Annotated in this window: 15 protein-coding genes; 5 read left to right on the top strand and 10 right to left on the bottom strand. The window is 71.7% G+C overall.

The window, feature by feature from the left end; all coding sequences use genetic code 11:
- Window positions 1–2: 2 nt before the first annotated feature.
- The 4 genes from PV679_RS12500 to PV679_RS12485 form a co-directional block, all read right to left on the bottom strand.
- On the bottom strand, window positions 3–1,925 hold the full coding sequence (locus PV679_RS12500) for a hypothetical protein (protein ID WP_319680218.1): 1,923 nt from the start codon (window positions 1,923–1,925) through the stop codon (window positions 3–5).
- A gap of 155 nt (window positions 1,926–2,080) precedes the next feature.
- Window positions 2,081–2,917: a polysaccharide deacetylase family protein gene (locus PV679_RS12495; RefSeq protein ID WP_319680217.1), complete on the bottom strand. Its 837-nt coding sequence runs from the start codon at window positions 2,915–2,917 to the stop codon at window positions 2,081–2,083.
- Window positions 2,918–2,954: 37 nt separating this feature from the next.
- On the bottom strand, window positions 2,955–4,280 hold the full coding sequence (locus tag PV679_RS12490) for a glycosyltransferase (protein WP_319680216.1): 1,326 nt from the start codon (window positions 4,278–4,280) through the stop codon (window positions 2,955–2,957).
- A gap of 74 nt (window positions 4,281–4,354) precedes the next feature.
- Entirely contained in the window at window positions 4,355–5,452 is a 1,098-nt protein-coding gene (locus PV679_RS12485; RefSeq protein ID WP_319680215.1) for a GNAT family N-acetyltransferase, read from the bottom strand.
- A 334-nt stretch (window positions 5,453–5,786) separates the two neighbouring features.
- Here PV679_RS12485 and PV679_RS12480 point away from each other — a divergent pair, with 334 nt between their 5' ends.
- Window positions 5,787–7,025 (top strand): cytochrome P450, encoded by a 1,239-nt coding sequence (locus PV679_RS12480; protein ID WP_319680229.1) that lies wholly within the window; start codon window positions 5,787–5,789, stop codon window positions 7,023–7,025.
- Window positions 7,026–7,094: 69 nt separating this feature from the next.
- On the opposite strand, the gene PV679_RS12475 is transcribed toward PV679_RS12480, so the two are convergent.
- A complete protein-coding gene (locus PV679_RS12475; RefSeq protein WP_319680214.1) occupies window positions 7,095–7,235 on the bottom strand; it encodes a hypothetical protein in 141 nt (46 codons plus the stop codon).
- On the bottom strand, window positions 7,232–7,600 hold the full coding sequence (locus PV679_RS12470; protein ID WP_319680213.1) for a DUF6415 family natural product biosynthesis protein: 369 nt from the start codon (window positions 7,598–7,600) through the stop codon (window positions 7,232–7,234). The genes PV679_RS12475 and PV679_RS12470 overlap by 4 nt, the downstream gene beginning before the upstream one ends.
- Before the next feature lie 132 nt (window positions 7,601–7,732).
- Between PV679_RS12470 and PV679_RS12465 the strand changes: the two genes are divergently transcribed.
- Complete coding sequence (locus PV679_RS12465; protein ID WP_319680212.1) at window positions 7,733–9,085, top strand: hypothetical protein; 1,353 nt, start codon at window positions 7,733–7,735, stop codon at window positions 9,083–9,085.
- A 70-nt stretch (window positions 9,086–9,155) separates the two neighbouring features.
- On the opposite strand, the gene hutI is transcribed toward PV679_RS12465, so the two are convergent.
- From hutI to hutU, 4 genes are all read right to left on the bottom strand, one after another.
- Window positions 9,156–10,364: an imidazolonepropionase gene (gene hutI / locus PV679_RS12460; RefSeq protein ID WP_319680211.1), complete on the bottom strand. Its 1,209-nt coding sequence runs from the start codon at window positions 10,362–10,364 to the stop codon at window positions 9,156–9,158.
- A gap of 83 nt (window positions 10,365–10,447) precedes the next feature.
- Window positions 10,448–11,887 carry a formimidoylglutamate deiminase gene (locus PV679_RS12455; protein WP_319680210.1) on the bottom strand — a complete coding sequence of 480 codons (1,440 nt, stop codon included), beginning with the start codon at window positions 11,885–11,887 and terminating at the stop codon, window positions 10,448–10,450.
- Window positions 11,884–13,074, bottom strand: coding sequence for an allantoate amidohydrolase (locus PV679_RS12450; RefSeq protein ID WP_319680228.1), 1,191 nt, complete (start codon window positions 13,072–13,074; stop codon window positions 11,884–11,886). The genes PV679_RS12455 and PV679_RS12450 overlap by 4 nt, the downstream gene beginning before the upstream one ends.
- A gap of 86 nt (window positions 13,075–13,160) precedes the next feature.
- Window positions 13,161–14,834, bottom strand: a complete 1,674-nt coding sequence (hutU, locus tag PV679_RS12445) for a urocanate hydratase (RefSeq protein WP_319680209.1) — start codon at window positions 14,832–14,834, stop codon at window positions 13,161–13,163.
- 112 nt (window positions 14,835–14,946) lie between these two features.
- On the opposite strand from hutU, the gene PV679_RS12440 reads away from it, so the two are divergent.
- The 3 genes from PV679_RS12440 to PV679_RS12430 all read left to right on the top strand — a co-directional run bounded on the left by PV679_RS12440 (window position 14,947) and on the right by PV679_RS12430 (window position 17,942).
- Entirely contained in the window at window positions 14,947–16,362 is a 1,416-nt protein-coding gene (locus PV679_RS12440) for a diaminopimelate decarboxylase (RefSeq protein WP_319680208.1), read from the top strand.
- A 204-nt stretch (window positions 16,363–16,566) separates the two neighbouring features.
- Complete coding sequence (locus PV679_RS36185; RefSeq protein WP_416069703.1) at window positions 16,567–17,148, top strand: hypothetical protein; 582 nt, start codon at window positions 16,567–16,569, stop codon at window positions 17,146–17,148.
- On the top strand, window positions 17,145–17,942 hold the full coding sequence (locus tag PV679_RS12430) for a transcriptional regulator (RefSeq protein WP_319680207.1): 798 nt from the start codon (window positions 17,145–17,147) through the stop codon (window positions 17,940–17,942). Before PV679_RS36185 ends, PV679_RS12430 begins: the two co-directional genes overlap by 4 nt.
- Window positions 17,943–17,979 lie beyond the last annotated feature (37 nt).

The following is a 17,979-nucleotide window of genomic DNA, read 5'->3' as shown; positions in this document are numbered from 1 at the left end:
TGTCATCGAGTGGGTGTGGCCGGGGCCGGTACGTGTTCCAGTACAAGCCCGTGCGCGTTCTCCTCCACCACCCGGAAGAGCGGCGAGCGCTTCAGCGCCTCGCTCATCCGGGTGAAACCGCCGGCCGGCAGATATCCGTCGCCGGTGGTGGCCTTCTCCTGGGTCGGCGTGAGGATCACATACGCCGGGCGTCCTCCGGGGATACCGGCGTCGAGATACGCGGCGGGATCCCTGAGCATCTTCAGGTTCTCGGGCACTTCCTGTTCCGTGAAGAACCAGCGCTCGAAGTGGTCGTAACGGTAATAGGCGCCGGGGAACGAACCGGTGGTGGCGAGGATCAGCGCGCCGTCCGGCGCACGGTCGTAGGCCCGTTTCACCAGCGCGGTCTCCGCCGGAGGCGCGTACTGCATGCCCTCCTTGCCGTAGTACGACGGCAGGAAGCCGGCCAGCAGCGCGAATAGCGCCGCGGGCAGTGCCACCACGGCTGTCCGGCCCGCGAGGCGCCGGGCCTTCCCGGCTCCGGCGGCGGCCGGGACAAGCGCGGCGGCGGCGAAGAACGCCGTACCGGGCAGGCCGAACAGATACACCCGGAAGAGCATTTCGCCGCCGTAGTCGTTGACGGCGAACAGCGGTACGGGCGCCGCGGCGGCCAGCAGCAGCGGCAGCGCGCTCCGTACGAGCCGGCGGCGCAGCAGCACCGCCGTACCGGCCAGTCCGCCCAGCACCACCACCATCAGGATGTTGGCGTCGCCGACCAGCTCGGGTCCCGGTCCCGTCGGTTCACCGGCGAAGCCGGCCCGGGAGTTGTTCAGCAGATCGCCCGCCGATTCGCGCAGCGTGCTCAGGGTCTCCAGGAACAGCACCCGGCCCATGGTCAGATCCCAGGCGATCATGATGACGCCGGTGACCGCCAGCAGCCCGATATTGCGGTAGCGGCGGGTGAGGCAGAGGGCCAGCAGAGTCATGCAGAGCATCACCGGAGTGAGCTGGTGCGAGGCGTTGACCGCCACGACGAGCGGGACGAGCAGCGCCACACAGACGGCCCGTTGCCGACGGCCGGTGGGCGGTGGCACGGAGGCCGCGGCCGGGTCGAGCCGGGAGCTGTCACGCAGCCGTCCGGCTGATCCGGGCCGTACGAAGTGCCGTACGACCACGGCGAAGACGGTCAGGAAGAGCAGATAGGCGAAGCCCTGTGGAGAGAGGTAGTCCTGCCCGACCCAGTTGGCGAGCTGGAAGATCCAGACCGCGGTCCACACCAGCCGCCGGTCGTCGCTGAACGTGCGGTAGATCAGCACCAGTACCGGCATCATCAGCAGGCCGAACGCGACAGGCGCCCAGTTGGTGTACGCGGCGGCGCCCGTCACTCCGAAGCTCCGGACCAGCGCCGCGTTGAGCGAGAAGAACCCGGGCCACTGGTCGTACGCGGACATCCCGCCGGACAGTTCGACAGAGGGATGTACCGTGCCCTCGGCCAGCAGCCGGGCGATCACGGCGTCGTGCTTGGACGCCCAGGCGTAGCGCACGGAGTCGTACAGCAGGGCCGGCGGCGCCTTCAGCGCCACCAGCATGGCGACGCTGTAGACCGGCGGCCACCAAGGCGCGGCGGCCGCTCGGCGCAGGCTGACCAGAAACCCGGCCGTGAGCACGGCCAGTGAGGCGTAGAAGGCGATCGGGAAGCGGTCGAGGAGCCCGAAGTCCCCGACGTCGCGGAACCCGATCCGTGGTAACGACCATGCCCAGAGGGCCGCCGCGACCGCCAGTGGCAGCCAGCGGAACAGGACGTGCGGGCGGATCAGTGCGGAAAGCGCGGGTCTCCGGCGGCGTGGCGCGTCCGGCCCGGCGAGCGGCTCGGGTTCCGGGCCGGACTCGGGCGCAGGTGGCGGCTCGCCGCTCCCCGTGACCGGCGTGGGCACACGTTGCTGCACGGTGCGACTCCCCCCACAGATGTGGTCGCGGCCGTCACGCCGCTGTCCCTGAAGCGAAGTATAGGAACTGTCTTCGTGTTTGCGTGGCTCGTGAACGTCTCTGTTGCACAGTGGAGTTGGGCCCGGTATCGGCCCGCCTGCCGTCGGGATCCGGGCTATCCGGCGAACTCCGGGCCGCGCAGCCGGGCCCGCGCGGCGCGGTACAGACGCCAGCCCAGCGTGGCCGGCGAATCCGGAAACGGAGCGATTCTGGCGCGCTCGCCCCGGGCCGCCTCGCCGGCCATCCAGGAGGCGATGTCCGCCGCCGTGTGGTGCCGGCGCACGATGAGCCGTGCGATGCGGTACGTCTCGTCCCGCTCCGAGCTGAGCGCGTGGCGTACGGCGACGGCGGAGGCGTATCCGGCGCGCGCGGCGGCGCGGCGCACGGCGCGGCTGTTGTAGCCGTGCGGATAGGCGAGGTGCGCGACCTCGTGGCCGAGGACGTCCTCCAGCGTTTCCTTGGACTCACGCAGTTCACGGCGGAGTTCCGCTGCCGAGAGCGTGTCGAGCTGGGCATGCGTGACGGTGTGGGCGCCCACCTCGATGCCGTAGGACCGCTCCAGCCGTGGCGCCTGCGCGAGCGTCATCATCGGCGCCGGTGGCAGCAGACTGGTCCGGCCCGGTGTGATGGCACCGGTGGTCAGATACGCGGTGGCGGGAAGGCCACGGGCGGCGAGCGCCTCGGCCGTGGCGCCCGGGAGATCGGCGAAACCGTCGTCGAAGGTGAGGACGACGGGACGGGACGGCAGCGGCGCGCGGCCGGCCAGCCGCTCCGCCAGCGCGCTGACCGGGACCGGAGTGCGGCCGCTGGCGACGACGGCATCGAGCTGGGCGGCGAAGTCCGCCGGTGTGACGGTGAACTCGGCGAGCCACGCCGGTGGGTCGTCCGTCACGGCGTGATAGAGCAGCACCGGGACGACGCGCGCACCGGGCGGCGCGGTCGGGCTGGTCATGGCTGTCCTCCGTGCGTCGTGGCGTGTCCGGCATCCGTCATGGCTTTCCTCCGCCGCGCAGTCTTCCGCGCGCCTTCGCGTAGCCGATCGGTCCGTACAGCATCCCTCTGCGCTCCAGCCGGGAGAGGCCGCGCGGCCAGGGATAGGTGCCGGCGCCGTGCGCACCGGGCGCCGCCTCGCCGCCGTCCGCGCGGTGAGCGGTGATCGCGCGGGCGTGGGCGAGGCCGCGCGGCACCTTCGCGAGCAGCGCGGGCAGCAGCGCGGGCCGGCGGACCAGGACGGCGGTGAGATACGCGGTCAGTCCCGCGCCGTAGCCGTACGCCTGGTTCCTCAGGTCCTGCCAGGTCTCGCGGTGGTGGTGCCAGACGAGCGCGCCGGGCGTGTAGCGCAGCCGGTGTCCGGCGGCCAGGATCCTGACGAAGGCGTAGAGGTCGTCGCCGCCTCTGGCGGGAGTGCCGGTGCCGGTGGCCGGGTCGAAGCCGCCGACGGCCCGCAGGGCTTCGGTACGGAACGCCATATTGGCGCCGGAGCCGAAGCTGCCGGCGGTGAACGGGAAGAGCGGCTCGTCGGCGGGCGGTCTGGCCAGGTCGTACAGCCGTGGCTCGAAGCCCTTCGCGAAGCCGCCGTGGCTCTCCAGCAGGATCTGCGCGGGAGTGGTCAGCCGGGCCGGGAGGATCAGGCCGGTGACACACCCGAGGCCGGGATCCGCCGCGAAAGGCGCGGTGAGCGCGGTGAGCCAGTGCGGGTCGGCGATCACATCGTCGTCGGTGAAGGCGAGCACCTCGCGGTCGCGGACGGTGGCGACGGCGCGGTTGTGCGCGACGGCCAGTCCGGGGACCGGCTCATGGACATAGCCGACGCGGCCGGCGTAGGCGCCTTCGACCAGATCGCGGGTGGCGGTCGTGACGGGCGCGTTGTCGACGACGAGGACACGGAAGTCCGGATGGTCCTGCGCGAGGAGCGAGTCGAGGGCGCGGGCGAGCTGTGCGGCGCGCTCCCGGGTGGCGACGACGACGGTGGTGGCGGGAGGGACGGCGGGTCCGTCGTCCGGCGGCGGCTCGTACCGGCCCTCGCGCGCGCGGAAGGCCGCGGTGAGGACCTCGGCTGGGTCTTCACCGGCCGGTATCTGGCCGAGCACGGTGGCGACCGGCCGGCCGCGGAGCCGTACGAGAGCGTAGATCCCGCCCGCGCCAAGAGGCGGGCCGCCGGGCACGGCTGTCAGGGACAGCACCTCGCCGTCGGGTCCGTCGAGATCGAGCTCGGCGACGGCGATCGGCGACAGCTCCGGCAGCCGCCGCCGGCTTGGTGAGTCCGGCCGGCTCGACAGGTGCGGCTGATTCGGCGTGCGTGATGTGTGCGGCATCGGCTCTCCCGCTCGTTGTGCCCTGGTCGTCCCGCGTCGGCGGCGATGAGCGCGCCGCACGCGTCGGCCGGTCCTCAGCCGCGCCGCAGCCTGCCCGCCTGCTTCAGCGTCCGCTGCGCGTAACCGGCCAGTTTCGGCCGGTCGCGTACAAAGCCGTGGGCTCGGCGGGACGGCTCACGGCTCAGCCAGTGGAGCGCCGCCGCCGGTCCGGGCCGCACCGATGAGCCCTCGTACACCCGCAGCCCGCCGGTCTTGAGCGCGTCCTTGTACTCCGCCGCCCCGCGTCCCAGGTCGAGCATGCCGATGCCGTCCGCCGCGGCGGCTTCCGCCATCCGCAGATGCAGGATCAGCCCCGGCGAGTACGTGGCGAACTCCGGGTCGTACGCCGGGAACCAGCAGGACAGCACCGTGCGCGAGCGCAGCCCGAAGTGCGCGGCGACGGGCCTTCCGGCCGCGTAGAGCACGGAGAGCACACCGGAGCAGCCGGGCGTACGGGTCCCGGCGAGATCCCGTACCAGTGCGCTGATCCACTCCTGGGCGAACCGGTCGCGGCGTCCCGTCCTGCGGTACTGCGCGGACTTCCACTCCATGAGCGTGCGCAGCGCGGCCGGGTCGCGTTCGTCGAACACGAAACGGACCTCGCCTGCCCGGCGGCCGAGTCTGCGTTCCTTCGCGGCCGTCGTCCTGAAGAACTTCGGCGACCGCGCGCGCAGATCCCTCTCATACGCCTCGGGGCCCTGGCCGACATCGATGACCGGAGACTCGAACTCCTCGGCGGCGGCCGGGACGAACAGCTCCTGTCCCGCCTCCAGATTGTCGAACTCCCAGGCCGACAGCGAGCAGGCCCTCAGCAGTTCGCGGGCCGGCAGCCGCAGACCGGCGCGGAACACCGCGCCCTGCGCGTCGGACACTCCGAGGCCGATCGCCCGGCCGCGGCCCCATCGCCCTTTCTCGTAGGGGAAGAAGCCCGCCAGCTCCTCGCCCTCCCGTACGACGGCGACCCGCGCATCCGGCCGCACGCGGCCGACGGCGCGGGTGAACTCCGGCTCCATGAACGGATTGGCCGGCGCACCGGACTTGACGCGCAGCTCGCGCCAGGCCTCGGCCTCCGTCTCGTCCAACTCCTCCGGCAGGACCACACGCACGCGTGCGGCAGTGCGTTCCTCGCTCAACTCGACCCCCCGGTCGCATCCCCCTCGCGAGCCCGCGTCCCGACGGGCTCACGCTCGAAAGGACGGTACCGGCCCACATCACTCCGGAACAGTGCCAGTCGCCCATCGCGTGACGGATCAGTGGAAGGTGTGCCGAATGATGTCCGGGTGGTGAAAGGGACGATCGAGGATGTCCGAAGAGAGTCCACCTGGGGCCGAACAACTACTGCCCGAGGTCGCGTGGTTGCTCATAGGATCGGATCGCTCGCGGTGCGCGCGGGCTCCGGCCGCCGCGGCCGGGTCGGCTGGTCAGCCCGCGCCGGGAAGGAGAGCTCCGTTGACCGCGTCACACCGGATGGATCCGTCGGGCGGCTGCCCGCACGCCGCCAACGCCGAGCTGCTCGCCGGCGGCGCGGTGGCCGAGGTGGTGCTTCCCGGTGGCGTACCGGCCATGGCGGTGCTCGGGCACGAAGCGCTGCGGGAGTTCATCGGACATCCGGATGTCGCCAAAGGAGCCGAGCACTTCACCGCGCTGCGCGACGGACGGATTCCGGACGGCTGGCCGCTGAAGACCTTCGCCACGGTACGGGGCATGACCACGGCGGACGGCGCCGACCACCGGCGGCTGCGGTCGCTGGTGAGCAAGGCGTTCACGCTCCGCCGGGTGGAGGCGCTGCGGCCGGGCGTCGAGCGGCTGACGGCCGGACTGCTGGACGGCCTTGAGCGGGCCGCCGCCGCCGGCGACGGCGTCGTGGATCTGCGCCGGCTCTTCGCGCTGCCGCTGCCGATGGCTGTCATCGGCGAACTGCTCGGTGTGGACGAGGAGTACCGCGAGCGGCTGCATGAGCTGTCGACGCTGGTGGTGAGCACCGACACCGGGCCCGAGGAGGCCATCGCCGCCAACCGCGAGCTGCCGGCTCTTCTCGGCGCGGTCGCGCTGGCCCGTACGGCGGATCCGGGCGAGGATCTCACCAGCGCGCTGATCGCGGCGCGCGAGGAGGACGGCGACCGGCTCAGCGAGTCCGAACTGATCGGCACGCTGCTGCTGATGATCGTGGCCGGGCACGAGACCACGCTGAGTCTGATCACCAACGCCGTCCGCGCCCTGTGCGCCCACCGCGACCAGCTCGGCCTGCTCATGGAGGGCCGGGCCGACTGGGCGGACGCGGTGGAGGAGACGCTGCGCTGGGACAGTCCGGTCAGCTTCTTCCCGTTCCGCTATCCGGTCCGTGATCTGACCGTGGACGGCACGGTGATCCCGCGCGGCCCTCCGGTCCTGGCCGGTTACTCGGCGGCGGGCCGCGATCCGTCGGCGCACGGCCCCGACGCGGACCGGTTCCGTGTGACGCGGCAGCGGCGCCGTCATCTCTCGCTCGGCCACGGCGCCCACTTCTGCCTGGGCGCACCGCTGGCGAGAATGGAGACCGCGACAGCGCTGCGGCAGTTGTTCGTCCGCTTCCCGGAGCTGGATCTCGCGGTCCCGGACCGGGAACTGCCGCGCCATCCGAGCTTCGTGGGCAACAGCGTCCGGGAACTGCCGGTGCGGCTGGGGCCGTCGACGGGCCCGGTCGGCGGCGGTCGGACGGAGGGATGACCGGACGACGAGGCCGGTCCCGGAGCGCGGAGCGCGACGACGGGACTTCGCGGAGGCCGCGCGCCTGGCTCACCGGCCGTTCTTCGGCCGGACCGGCGTGGTGATCATGGGCGGCAGGCCATGGCGGGCGATGAACACCCGGGAGGGCGGGTCCGCCGGGGCGGGGCGCTGGAGCTGTTCGGGAGACGGCGGAGGTGCTTCGTCGGTCATGGTCGGCGTCGTCCTTCTCGTTCGCGCAAGTAGTCCATGAAGGTACGGCACATACGGGCCATGGCGCGCATATAGACCCAGTTCGCCATCGCTCCCTCGCCGGGTCCGCAGTCGATCAGGTCGTACCAGTCCTTCAGCGCACCCTTCGCCCGGACTGTGTGCTCGGTCTCGGGGAAGCCGTTGACCATGTCGACGAGCAACGCGCCGTGGGTGATCAGCCGGGTCGTGAGATCGGCGATCTCGGCGGGCGGGGGCATCAGCCGGTGCGGAGCCAGTGCGCGGTCCGCGTCGAAGGCGACAGCGTCGTGGTCCAGCGACTTGGTGTGCGCGTTTTCGCCTGTGCCACCTGCTCTGTGGTCTGTCACTGTGGTCACCTTGGCCCCCGTCTTCGTGTGATCAGCGTCCTCGAAGAGAGAACCGTGTAATCGCACTCCACGAGTACCGTGGAGAGCAGGTCTGATGATGAAAGCCATGAACGCTGTGGGGGAGTTGAAGGCATGGCGAGTAACTCACGCATACCCAACACCGGGCTGGCCCTCCTGCTTGAGCAGGCGCGGTGGTCCCGTTCGCAGTTCGCGCAGATCATCAACCGGATGGGCGCCGAAGCCGGACTTGAGCTTCGTTACGACCAGTCGGCGGTGTCCCACTGGGTCGCGGGTACAACACCGAAGGAGCAGGTCAGGGCGCTGATCGTCGAGGCGTTCGCGCGCAAACTGAAGCGTCCGGTCACTCATGCGGAAGCCGGCCTCCCGGTCGCGCCGTCCGCTCTCACCTCCTCCCGTGTCGACACGTTCGAAGAACTCGTCGACATGGGAAAAGCCGATATGGACCCGTCGCGGCGCGGTCTGATCGCCGCCGGGCTGTTCTCCGCCGCCGTCGTGGTGCCGCTGTTCCCGGATCTGGCGCACGCGGCCACCGCGCCGGTCCCGGCTCCCGGGAAGCGGACGGTCCGGATCGGCGCCGCGCAGGTCCAGGCGGTGCGCACGATGACGGTCCGGATCGCGGACATCCTGGACGAACTCGGCGGTGGTCACGCGCGTCCGATGGCCGCCGCGTTCCTGGTCAATACGGTCATGCCGTGGCTGCAAGCGGAAGCGGCCGCGGGAGTGCGCAACGACATGCTGGCCGCGGCGTCCGATCTGGTCTATCTGACCGGATGGATGGCGATGTACGAGCGGGCGCACGGGCTCGGCCAGCGGTACTACCTCCGGGCGCTGGAACTGGCGGGCGCCGCCGAGGACCATGTCACGTACTGCCGCACTCTGCGCGGCATGTCCCTCCAGGCGTCCAACCTCGGCTACGGCAAACGGGCGCTGGAGCTCGCCGACTCGGCCGCCGAGGCGTCACCGAAAGCGGAACCGGGACTGCAGGCGTTTCTGTCCGGGCAGCAGGCCCACGCCGCGGCGATGGTCGGCGACAAGCGCCAGGCGTTCTCCCGGCTCCGCCAGACCGAGGCCGCTCTCACGAAAGCGGAGAACAGGCGGGAGTCCATCGGCGGCTATGACCAGACGTCGTATCTGTTCCATGTGTCGCATGTGCTGTACGAGTGCAAGGACCTGCCGGGCTCGATCGCCGCGCTCCAGCAGTCTCTGCGGGCGCAGCGGAAGAACGAGCGTCAGGGCCGTGTCCATTTCCTCGCCGTACTGGCCCAGCGCCAGTTGGAATTCGGCCATCTTGAGGCGGCTTGCGGAAGCTGGTCGCAGTTCCTCGACGACTACGAACACGTCTCGTCGGCGCGTGGTGACGAGCACTTCGAAACGCTGCGGCGGCTGCTGAAGCCGTACGCGAAGACGCGTGCCGTACGGAGGCTGCGGCCGAGGATGGACGAGGTCGCCGCACTGAAGGGCTGACCGGCCGGCGTCCCGCATGGCGTGTGCCGGGCCGGGCCCGGCACACGCGCGCGGCGCTCAGCGCATTGACTCAGTGGACGCGCTCGCCGCGCCGCCAGACCGCGGAGACCAGGGGGACTCCGGGACGGTAGGCGAGATGGACATGGCTCGGGGCGTCGAGGAGGGCGAGGTCGGCGCGGGCCCCGGGAGTGAGGCGGCCGATGTCCTGGCGGCGCAGGGCCGCCGCGCCGCCGGCCGTCGCCGACCAGACCGCCTCGTCCGGGGTCATGCCCATGTCGCGTACGGCGAGAGCGATACAGAACGGCATCGAGGAGGTGAAGGACGAGCCGGGATTGCAGTCCGTCGAGAGCGCGACCGTCGCGCCCGCGTCGAGCAGCCGGCGGGCGTCCGGCCATGCGGCGCGGGTGGAGAACTCCGCGCCGGGCAGCAGCGTCGCCACCGTGTCGCTGTGGGCGAGGGCGTCGACGTCCGCGTCGGTGAGATGGGTGCAGTGGTCCGCCGACGCGGCGTCGAGTTCGACGGCCAGCCGCACACCGGGGCCATGGGTCAACTGGTTGGCGTGCACGCGCGGACGCAGGCCCCTGGCCCTGCCCGCGGTGAGGATCGCACGGGCCTGGTCGCCGTCGAACGCTCCCTTCTCGCAGAACACGTCGATCCAGCGCGCGTGCGGCGCGCAGGCGTCGAGCATCTGGCCGGTGACGAGGCCGACATAGCCGGCCGGGTCGTCGGCGTACTCGGCCGGGACGACATGGGCGCCGAGGTAGGTGACCTCGTCGGTGTGTTCCCGCGCGATACGGAGCGAACGGGCCTCGTCCTCGACGGTCAGGCCGTAACCCGACTTGGTCTCCGCGGTGGTGGTGCCCTGGCGGAGCGCCTCGGCCAGATAACGCGCGACATTCGCGCTCAGTTCGGCGTCGGTCGCGGCGCGGGTCGCCGCGACGGTGGTGCGGATTCCGCCGGCGGAGTAGGCGCGGCCGGACATCCGGGCGTTGAACTCCTGAGTGCGGTCGCCCGCGAAGACGAGATGGGAGTGGGAGTCCACGAAGCCGGGGATCACGGCCCGGCCGCCCGCGTCGACGGCGTTGTCAGTGGCGGGTGCTTTGCTTGATTCACCGACCCAGACGACGCGGTCGCCGTCGATGACGACGGCCGCGTCCTGGATCAGACCGATGGGGGTTCCGTCACCGAGGGAGGGATCGTTGGTGACCAGACTGGCGATATTGGTGATGGTGGTCGACGCGGCAGGCGCCGCCATGGTGTTCGTGCTGCTGGTCGTCATCGCGGTGATGTTCTCCTTCGGCGGCTTCGGGCCCGTCGGCGGTGGTGTCGTCGGTGGTGTCGGCCCGGGCGTGGGCCGCGTTGTCAGCCGCGCAGGGCGCCGATGGATTCGGCGAGGGCGGCGGGGACGTCCGGGACAAGCGCGTGGGCCCCGTCTCGTACGACATGGCGGCCGGCCACGACGGTGTGGCGTACATCCGCCGCGGAGGCGGCGAATACCGCGGTCTCCGCGCCGAGCCTTGGCGGCGGGCCGGCTGTTCTGACCGAGTCCAGCGCGATCGTGACAAGGTCGGCGAGCGCGCCACGCTCGATGCGGCCGGCCTCGGGCCAGCCGAGCGCCGTGTGGCCGTCGGCCGTGGCGGCGTGCAGCAGCGCGGCCGCGGTCCAGTGGCCGCGGGTCCGGGAGCGCAGGCGCTCGTCGAGTTCCATGGCACGCGCCTCTTCGAGGAGGTCGATCACGGCGTGGCTGTCGCTGCCGAGCGAGAGTGGCGAGCCGGCGCGCTGAAGCCGGGCGGCGGGTCCGATGCCGTCGGCCAGATCGCGTTCCGTCGTCGGGCACATACAGGTGCCGGTGCGGGTGGAGCCGAGCAGGCCGATGTCCTCGTCGGTGAGATGGGTGTTGTGGACACCGGTGGTGCGGGCGTCCAGCACACCGTGGTCGGCGAGGAGACGGGTGGGGGTGCGGCCGTGGACGGCGAGGCAGGCGTCGTTCTCCGCGGTCTGCTCGGAGAGATGGACATGGAGCGGTGCGTCGCGCTCGCGCGCCCACGCGGCGACGGTGGCGAGTTGTTCGGCGGGTACGGCGCGCACGGAGTGGATCGCCGCGCCGATCCGGGCGTGGTCGCTTTCCCGGAGGGCCGAGGCGCGCTCGGCCCAGGCGTCCGCGGTGCCGTCGGAGAAGCGGAGCTGCCTGCGGTCGGGAGGCGCGCCGCCGCGCCGCCCGGTGATGCCGGAGGAGACATAGGCGGTATCGAGGAGCGTGATCCTGATCCCGGCCTCGGCCGCCGCCGCGATCAGAGCCTCGCCCATCGCGTTCGGATTGTCGTAAGGCATGCCGTCCGGCGCGTGATGGAGGTAGTGGAACTCTCCGACGGAGGTGATACCGGCCAGTGCCATCTCGGCGTACACGGCGCGGGCGAGCGCGTGGTAGGAGTCCGGCGTGAGCCGGGTGGCGACGCCGTACATCACCTCGCGCCAGGTCCAGAAGGTGCCGGAGCCGACCTGGACGGTGCCCCGGAGGGCCCGGTGAAAGGCATGGGAGTGGGCATTGGCCAGGCCGGGAAGGGTCAGTCCGCGCAGGACCGTGGCGCCGGCGGGCGGGGTCGCGGTCCCGGAGCGGACATCGGTGATCCGGCCGTCCGCGACGAACACGGCCACGCCAGGCTCGACATGGTTGTCGAGCCAGGCGTGTTCCAGCCAGTACGCGGCGCCGCCGGGCGCGCCCGGTGTCTCGCGCGCGCCGGATGCCCGCTGTGTGCTGGGTGCGGACCGCGTCCGGCGTGGCGCCGCTGTGGGCCCCGTCATGCGCACGCGAGTCCTTCCAGTACGTCGGCGAGTGCCAGCACTCCGGCCGCGCAGTCGTCCTCGGCCGCGAATTCGGCCGGCGAGTGCGAGACCCCGGTGGGGTTCCGCACGAACAGCATGGCGGTGGGAATGGAGCCGGAGAGGATACCGGCGTCGTGTCCGGCGCCGGTGCCGAGGACGGGTGGCCGCTCGCCGAGGATCCTGCCGATTTCGTTCCGCAGGGCGTGCTCGAACTCGACGACCGGCGTGAAGGACTCCCGGACGACCCGCAGCTCGATACCGGCCCGGTCCGCGTGTTCGCGGGCGGCGGCCTCGACAGCGGCGACGACGGTGTCCAGTGCGCTCTGGTCGGCGGCGCGGGAGTCCAGCCAGCCACGGACGAGGGAGGGGATGGCGTTGACGCCGTTGGGTTCGACGGAGATCTTGCCGAAGGTGGCGAGGGCTCCGGCGAGTTCGGCCTCGCGGCGGGCGGCGAGGACGGTCTCGGCGTAGGTCAGCATCGGGTCACGGCGGTCGGCGAGGCGGGTGGTGCCCGCGTGGTTGGCCTCGCCGTGGAAGTCGAACCGCCAGCGGCCGTGCGGCCAGATCGCGGAGGCGATACCGACACGGTCGCCGGACAGGTCGAGCGCGCGGCCCTGTTCGACATGCAGCTCGATGAACGCGCCGATTCCGGCGAGGCGTTCGGGGTCGGGCCCGATGGCGGACGGGTCGTAGCCGGCCGCCTCCATCGCGCGGGTCAGCGGGACACCGTCGCCGTCGCGCAGCTCATGGGCCTTCTCGACGGTGAGCTGTCCGGCGGTGAGCCGGGAGCCCACGCAGGCGAGCCCGAAGCGCGCGCCTTCCTCGTCGCCGAAGTTGGTGATGGCCAGCGGCTTGGCGAACCGCGCTCCTCTGCGGCGGAGTTCATCGAGAGCGGCGAAGGAGGACACCACGCCGAGCGGTCCGTCGAAGGCGCCGCCGTCGGGCACGGAGTCCAGATGGGACCCGGTGACAACGGCGTCTCCGGCGGACGGGTCGCCGAGCCAGGCCCACTGGTTGCCGTTGCGGTCCAGTTCATAGGCCAGTCCACGGGTCTCTGCCTGGGCCCGGAACCACGCCCGGCAGTCGGCGTCGGCCTCGTTCCAGGCGTACCGCCGGTAGCCGCCGCTGCCGGAGTCGCGTCCGACCGGGGCGAGTTCGCGCCACATCTCCTGGAAGGAAGGCGGCTCGAACGCGCCGGTGCTCACGCGTTCCGCCGCCGTGGCGGACGCGCCCGCCGGTCCCTGGTCCCGTGTCACTCGCCCTCCCGCATCGGGACCCGGACACCGCGCTCGTCGGCGACCGATTCCGCGATCTCGTAGCCGGCGTCGACATGCCGGATGACGCCCATGCCCGGATCGTTGGTGAGGACACGGCGGATCTTCTCGCCCGCGAGCCGCGTACCGTCGGCCACCGTGACCTGCCCGGCGTGGATGGAGCGGCCCATGCCGACACCGCCGCCGTGATGGATGGAGACCCAGGAGGCGCCGGAGGCGACATTGACCATGGCGTTGAGCAGGGGCCAGTCGGCGATGGCGTCGGAGCCGTCGAGCATGGCCTCGGTCTCGCGGTACGGAGAGGCGACCGAGCCGGCGTCGAGATGGTCACGGCCGATGACCACCGGCGCGGCCAGCTCGCCGCTCGCGACCATGTCGTTGAAGCGCTCGCCGGCCTTGTCGCGCTCGCCGTAGCCGAGCCAGCAGATCCGGGCCGGCAGGCCCTGGAAGTGGACCCGCTCACCGGCCAGCTTGATCCAGCGGTGCAGCGACGCGTTCTGCGCGGACTCGTCCTCGGGAAAGAGGTCGAGGATCGCCCGGTCGGTCTTGTGGATGTCGGACGCCTCGCCCGAGAGCGCGGCCCACCGGAACGGTCCCTTGCCCTCGCTGAAGAGCGGCCGGATATAGGCGGGCACGAAGCCGGGAAAGGCGAAGGCCCGGTCATAGCCCGCGAGCTGGGCCTCACCTCGGATGGAGTTGCCGTAGTCGAAGACCTCGGCTCCCGCGTCCAGGAAGCCGACCATCGCCTCCACATGCCGCGCCATCGACTCACGGGCGCGCTGTGTGAAGTCGGCGGGCTTCTCGGCGGCGTACGAGGCCATGTCGGCGAAGTCGACGCCGAGCGGCAGATACGCCAGCGGATCGTGCGCGGAGGTCTGGTCCGTGACGATGTCGACCGGAGCGCCCTCGGCGAGCATCCTCGGCAGCAGCTCCGCCGCGTTGCCGAGCAGTCCGATGGAGAGCGGACGCCGCGCGTCCCGGGCCTCGGTGGCGAGCTGGAGGGCGTGCTCCAGGCTCTCGGCCCGCACATCGAGATAGCGGTGCTCGATCCGGCGGTCGATGGCACGCGGATCGCAGTCGATACAGATCGCGACGCCGTCGTTCATGGTCACGGCGAGCGGCTGCGCGCCGCCCATACCGCCGAGACCGGCGGTGAGAGTGATCGTCCCGGCGAGCGTGCCGCCGAACTTCTTCGCGGCGACGGCGGCGAACGTCTCATAGGTGCCCTGGAGGATGCCCTGTGTGCCGATATAGATCCAGGAACCGGCCGTCATCTGGCCGTACATGGTGAGTCCCAGGGCCTCAAGGCGCCGGAACTCCTCCCAGTTCGCCCAGTCGCCGACCAGGTTGGAGTTGGCGATCAGCACGCGCGGCGCCCACTCGTGCGTCTGCAGCACGCCCACCGGACGGCCGGACTGGACGAGCATCGTCTCGTCCTGCTTGAGCGTCCGCAGCGTACGCACCATGGCGTCGAAGGAGCGCCAGTCGCGGGCGGCCTTGCCGGTGCCGCCGTAGACGACGAGCTTGTCGGGATGCTCGGCGACCTCGGGATCGAGGTTGTTCTGGAGCATGCGGAGGGCGGCCTCCTGCTGCCATCCCAGGGCGCTCAGTTCCGTACCGCGCGGTGCCCGTACGGGGCGGGGTCCTGACATGGCGGTGCCTCCTCCATGGTGGGCCTGTTGGCTTATCTATTCACATCCTGACTGGATGAATAGTTGTAGTCAACAGCTGCGTGGCCGCCCGCCTGATGATTGGCTGACGCCCATGGTTTCGGATCAGCACAACGGTCAGAACACGGATCACGGCACGCCGCGCACCCCGGACAGCCCACCGGACAGCGGCGCCGTGGCAGCGGCCCGCCGCGACCGGGCCGTGCGCGCGGCGGTGGAACAGGGACTGATCTCCGACGCGGAGCCCGTCGTGGCGCTGCTCGATGTGGCTGGAATCCGCTCCTCCGCCGCCGCGCTCCGTATCGCCTTCGACGAGGTCACCGCGCCCGGCAGCACCGTCCTGCACGCCTTCGCCGTGAAGGCCGCACCGCTGGTGGCCGTCCTGCGCCTGCTGTCCGAGCAGGGCATCGGCGCCGAGGTCGCGAGCCCGGGAGAGCTGGCCCTCGCCCGCGCCGCAGGCGTGCCGGCCGGCCGCACCGTCCTCGACTCTCCGGCCAAGACCACCGCCGAGCTGCGTGAGGCGCTCGCTCTGGGCATCGCCGTGAACGCCGACAATCCGCAGGAGCTGGCGCGGATCGACGCGCTGATCAGCACGGGCCCGAGCCGCTCTCCGCTCGGAATGCGGGTCAATCCACAGCTCGGCGCCGGCTCCATCGGCGCCCTGTCCACCGCGACCGCCACCTCCAAATTCGGCGTGGCGCTGCGCGACGAAGGCGCGCGCGACTGGGTCGTACGGGCGTTTCTGGACCGTCCCTGGCTGACCCGGCTGCACACGCACTCCGGCTCGCAGGGTGTCCCGCTGGAGCTCATGGCCCAGGGCGTACGGACGGTGTACGAGCTGGCCGAGGAGATCAACGCGGCGGCCGGCCGCCGGCAGATCGACACCGTCGACATCGGCGGCGGCCTGCCGGTCAACTTCGGCTCCGACGAGGAGATCCCGACCTACGCCGGCTACGCCCGGCTGCTCAAGGAGACAGTGCCGGGGCTGCTGGACGGCCGCTACGGGCTGGTGACGGAGTTCGGCCGCTCCCTGCTCGCCAAGCACGGCCTGGTCCTCGCCCGGGTCGAATACGCCAAGTCCGCCGGCGGCCGGCCCATCGCGGTGACCCACGCGGGCGCCCAGGTCGCCGCCCGTACCGTCTATGTCCCCGCCTCCTGGCCGCTGCGGATCGCCGCGTATGACGCCGAGGGACGGCCGAAGCCGGGCCGCGCCGTGGCCCAGGACATCGCGGGCCCGGCCTGTTTCGCGGGCGACCTGCTCGCCGAGAACCGGCCGCTGCCGCTGCTCGAACAGGACGATCTTGTCGCGGCCCTGGACACCGGCGCCTACTACTTCAGCAATCACTACGCCTACAACAGCCTGGCCAGGCCCGCCGTCCACGGCTTCACGGCGGCCTCCGAGGGCGAGGACGGCACAGTGCGCTTCGCGACGGTACGGGCCGCGCAGACGGTCGAGGAGATCGTCAACGAGTCCGGCGGTGCGTACGCGGACGCGCTGCTCGGTGGCTGAGTGGCGCCCGGCCGCACGGTCGTGAGCGGTCACGCCGGTGCGTGTCGGTGCGTGTCGGTGCGTGTCGGTACGCGGACCGTATCGGCCACGGGCATGTTCCGATGGAAAATGCCAGAACTCCCTCCGAACGTACGAGCGTTGCGTAATCTCGCGGTCACTGCCGCACGACAGTGCGCTCGCACGCCCGGCTGGAGGGGAGTCCGCGTGCCCGGAATCGACGCATGCTTACGCGAGGCCATGGGCCTGCCAGGAGCGCGCGGAGCGGCGATCGTCGACTGGACGAGCGGGCTCGCGCTCGGCACGGCGGGAGAATCGCCCGGCGGCGACCATGAGGCCACCGCCGCCGAGACGGCCGAACTGGCGAGGGCGGCGGCGGAGTATTCGGCCTTCGCTCCGGTCGTCTCACTGCGGGAAGCGACACGGCGGACGGACCGGAACCGGGCGGGCCCGGCAGGCGGGACACCGACAGACGCGGCACAGACCGGCAGCACACAGACCGGCGAGGCGCAGACCGGCAGCACACAGACCGGCGAGGCGCAGACCGAGGCACAGGCCGACGGCACACAGGCCAACGGGACACAGGCCGACGGCACACAAGCAGACAAAGGGCCGCCCGTCGAGGACCTCATCGTCACCACTCGCACCAGCTATCACATCCTCTGTTTTGTCGAGACCACCTTCGACAGCAGCGTGTTCCTGCATCTGTGGCTCGACCGCGACACCGGCAATCTCGCGCTGGCCCGCTTACGGCTCCAGCGGCTCGCCGAACGGCTGGTGCTCGGATGACTGCCGCGGCTCCCATACCGTCCACTCCCGTACCGTCCGCCGTCTCACCGATGCTCGTCCGGCTGGCCGACGAACGCGCCACGGGCGCGCTGCTCCGGGACCACGGCACGCTCTATCTCGCCGAGGGCCGCGTCGTACACGCCGAGAGCCCCGCCGCGCCCGGTATCGACGTCCTGCTGACAGCGAGCGGCAGGCTGCCGCGCGAGGGCTGGGAGGAGGCCGTCGACCGGGCAGGACCGCGCCGCGAGGTCGGCCGTCATCTGGTCGAAAGCGGCCGGCTCGGCGACGGCGAACTGGAGATCTGCCATCTCGGCGCGCTGTTCGACGCGGCCTTCTTCGCGCTCGCCCCGGGCAGCGGACCCACCCGGTTCCGGTACGGCGCCGCGCACTGGATCGGTCCGGTACGGCCCGTCGCCGCGGCGGCCGTCGAGCGCGAGACGCTGCGCCGGCGCGAACTCCTCGACCGGGTCTGGCCGTACGCGGCCGTCGACACCGCGCCCGTGGTGGCGCGCGGCCCCGCGCCCGGCCAGGCGGTCACCCGCCGCCAGCGCGCCCTGCTGGAGCTGGCGGACGGCGTACGGACGCCGGTGGCCGTCGCCTGGGCCCTCGGCCGGCCGGCCTTCCACACGCTTCTCGACATCCGGCGGCTGGCCGCGGCCGGACTGGTCGAGACACCGGACGAACCGGCGGCGGCCTCGCCCGCCTCGGTTCCCTCCTGGGTCGCCACGCTCTCGGCCGACCCGGACACCGCCCTGTTACGCCGGCTCCGCGACGCTCTGGAGGCAAGCCTGTGACTCCACGCTCCATCCACCGGGCCCTCGCCACGCCGTC

Origin of the sequence: Streptomyces sp. AK02-01A (assembly GCF_033795305.1) — a bacterium.
In the GTDB taxonomy this organism is placed as follows: Bacteria; Actinomycetota; Actinomycetes; order Streptomycetales; family Streptomycetaceae; genus Streptomyces.
The sequence above is the reverse complement of the archived record's forward strand: the minus strand, read 5'-3'. Positions and strand labels throughout refer to the sequence as shown.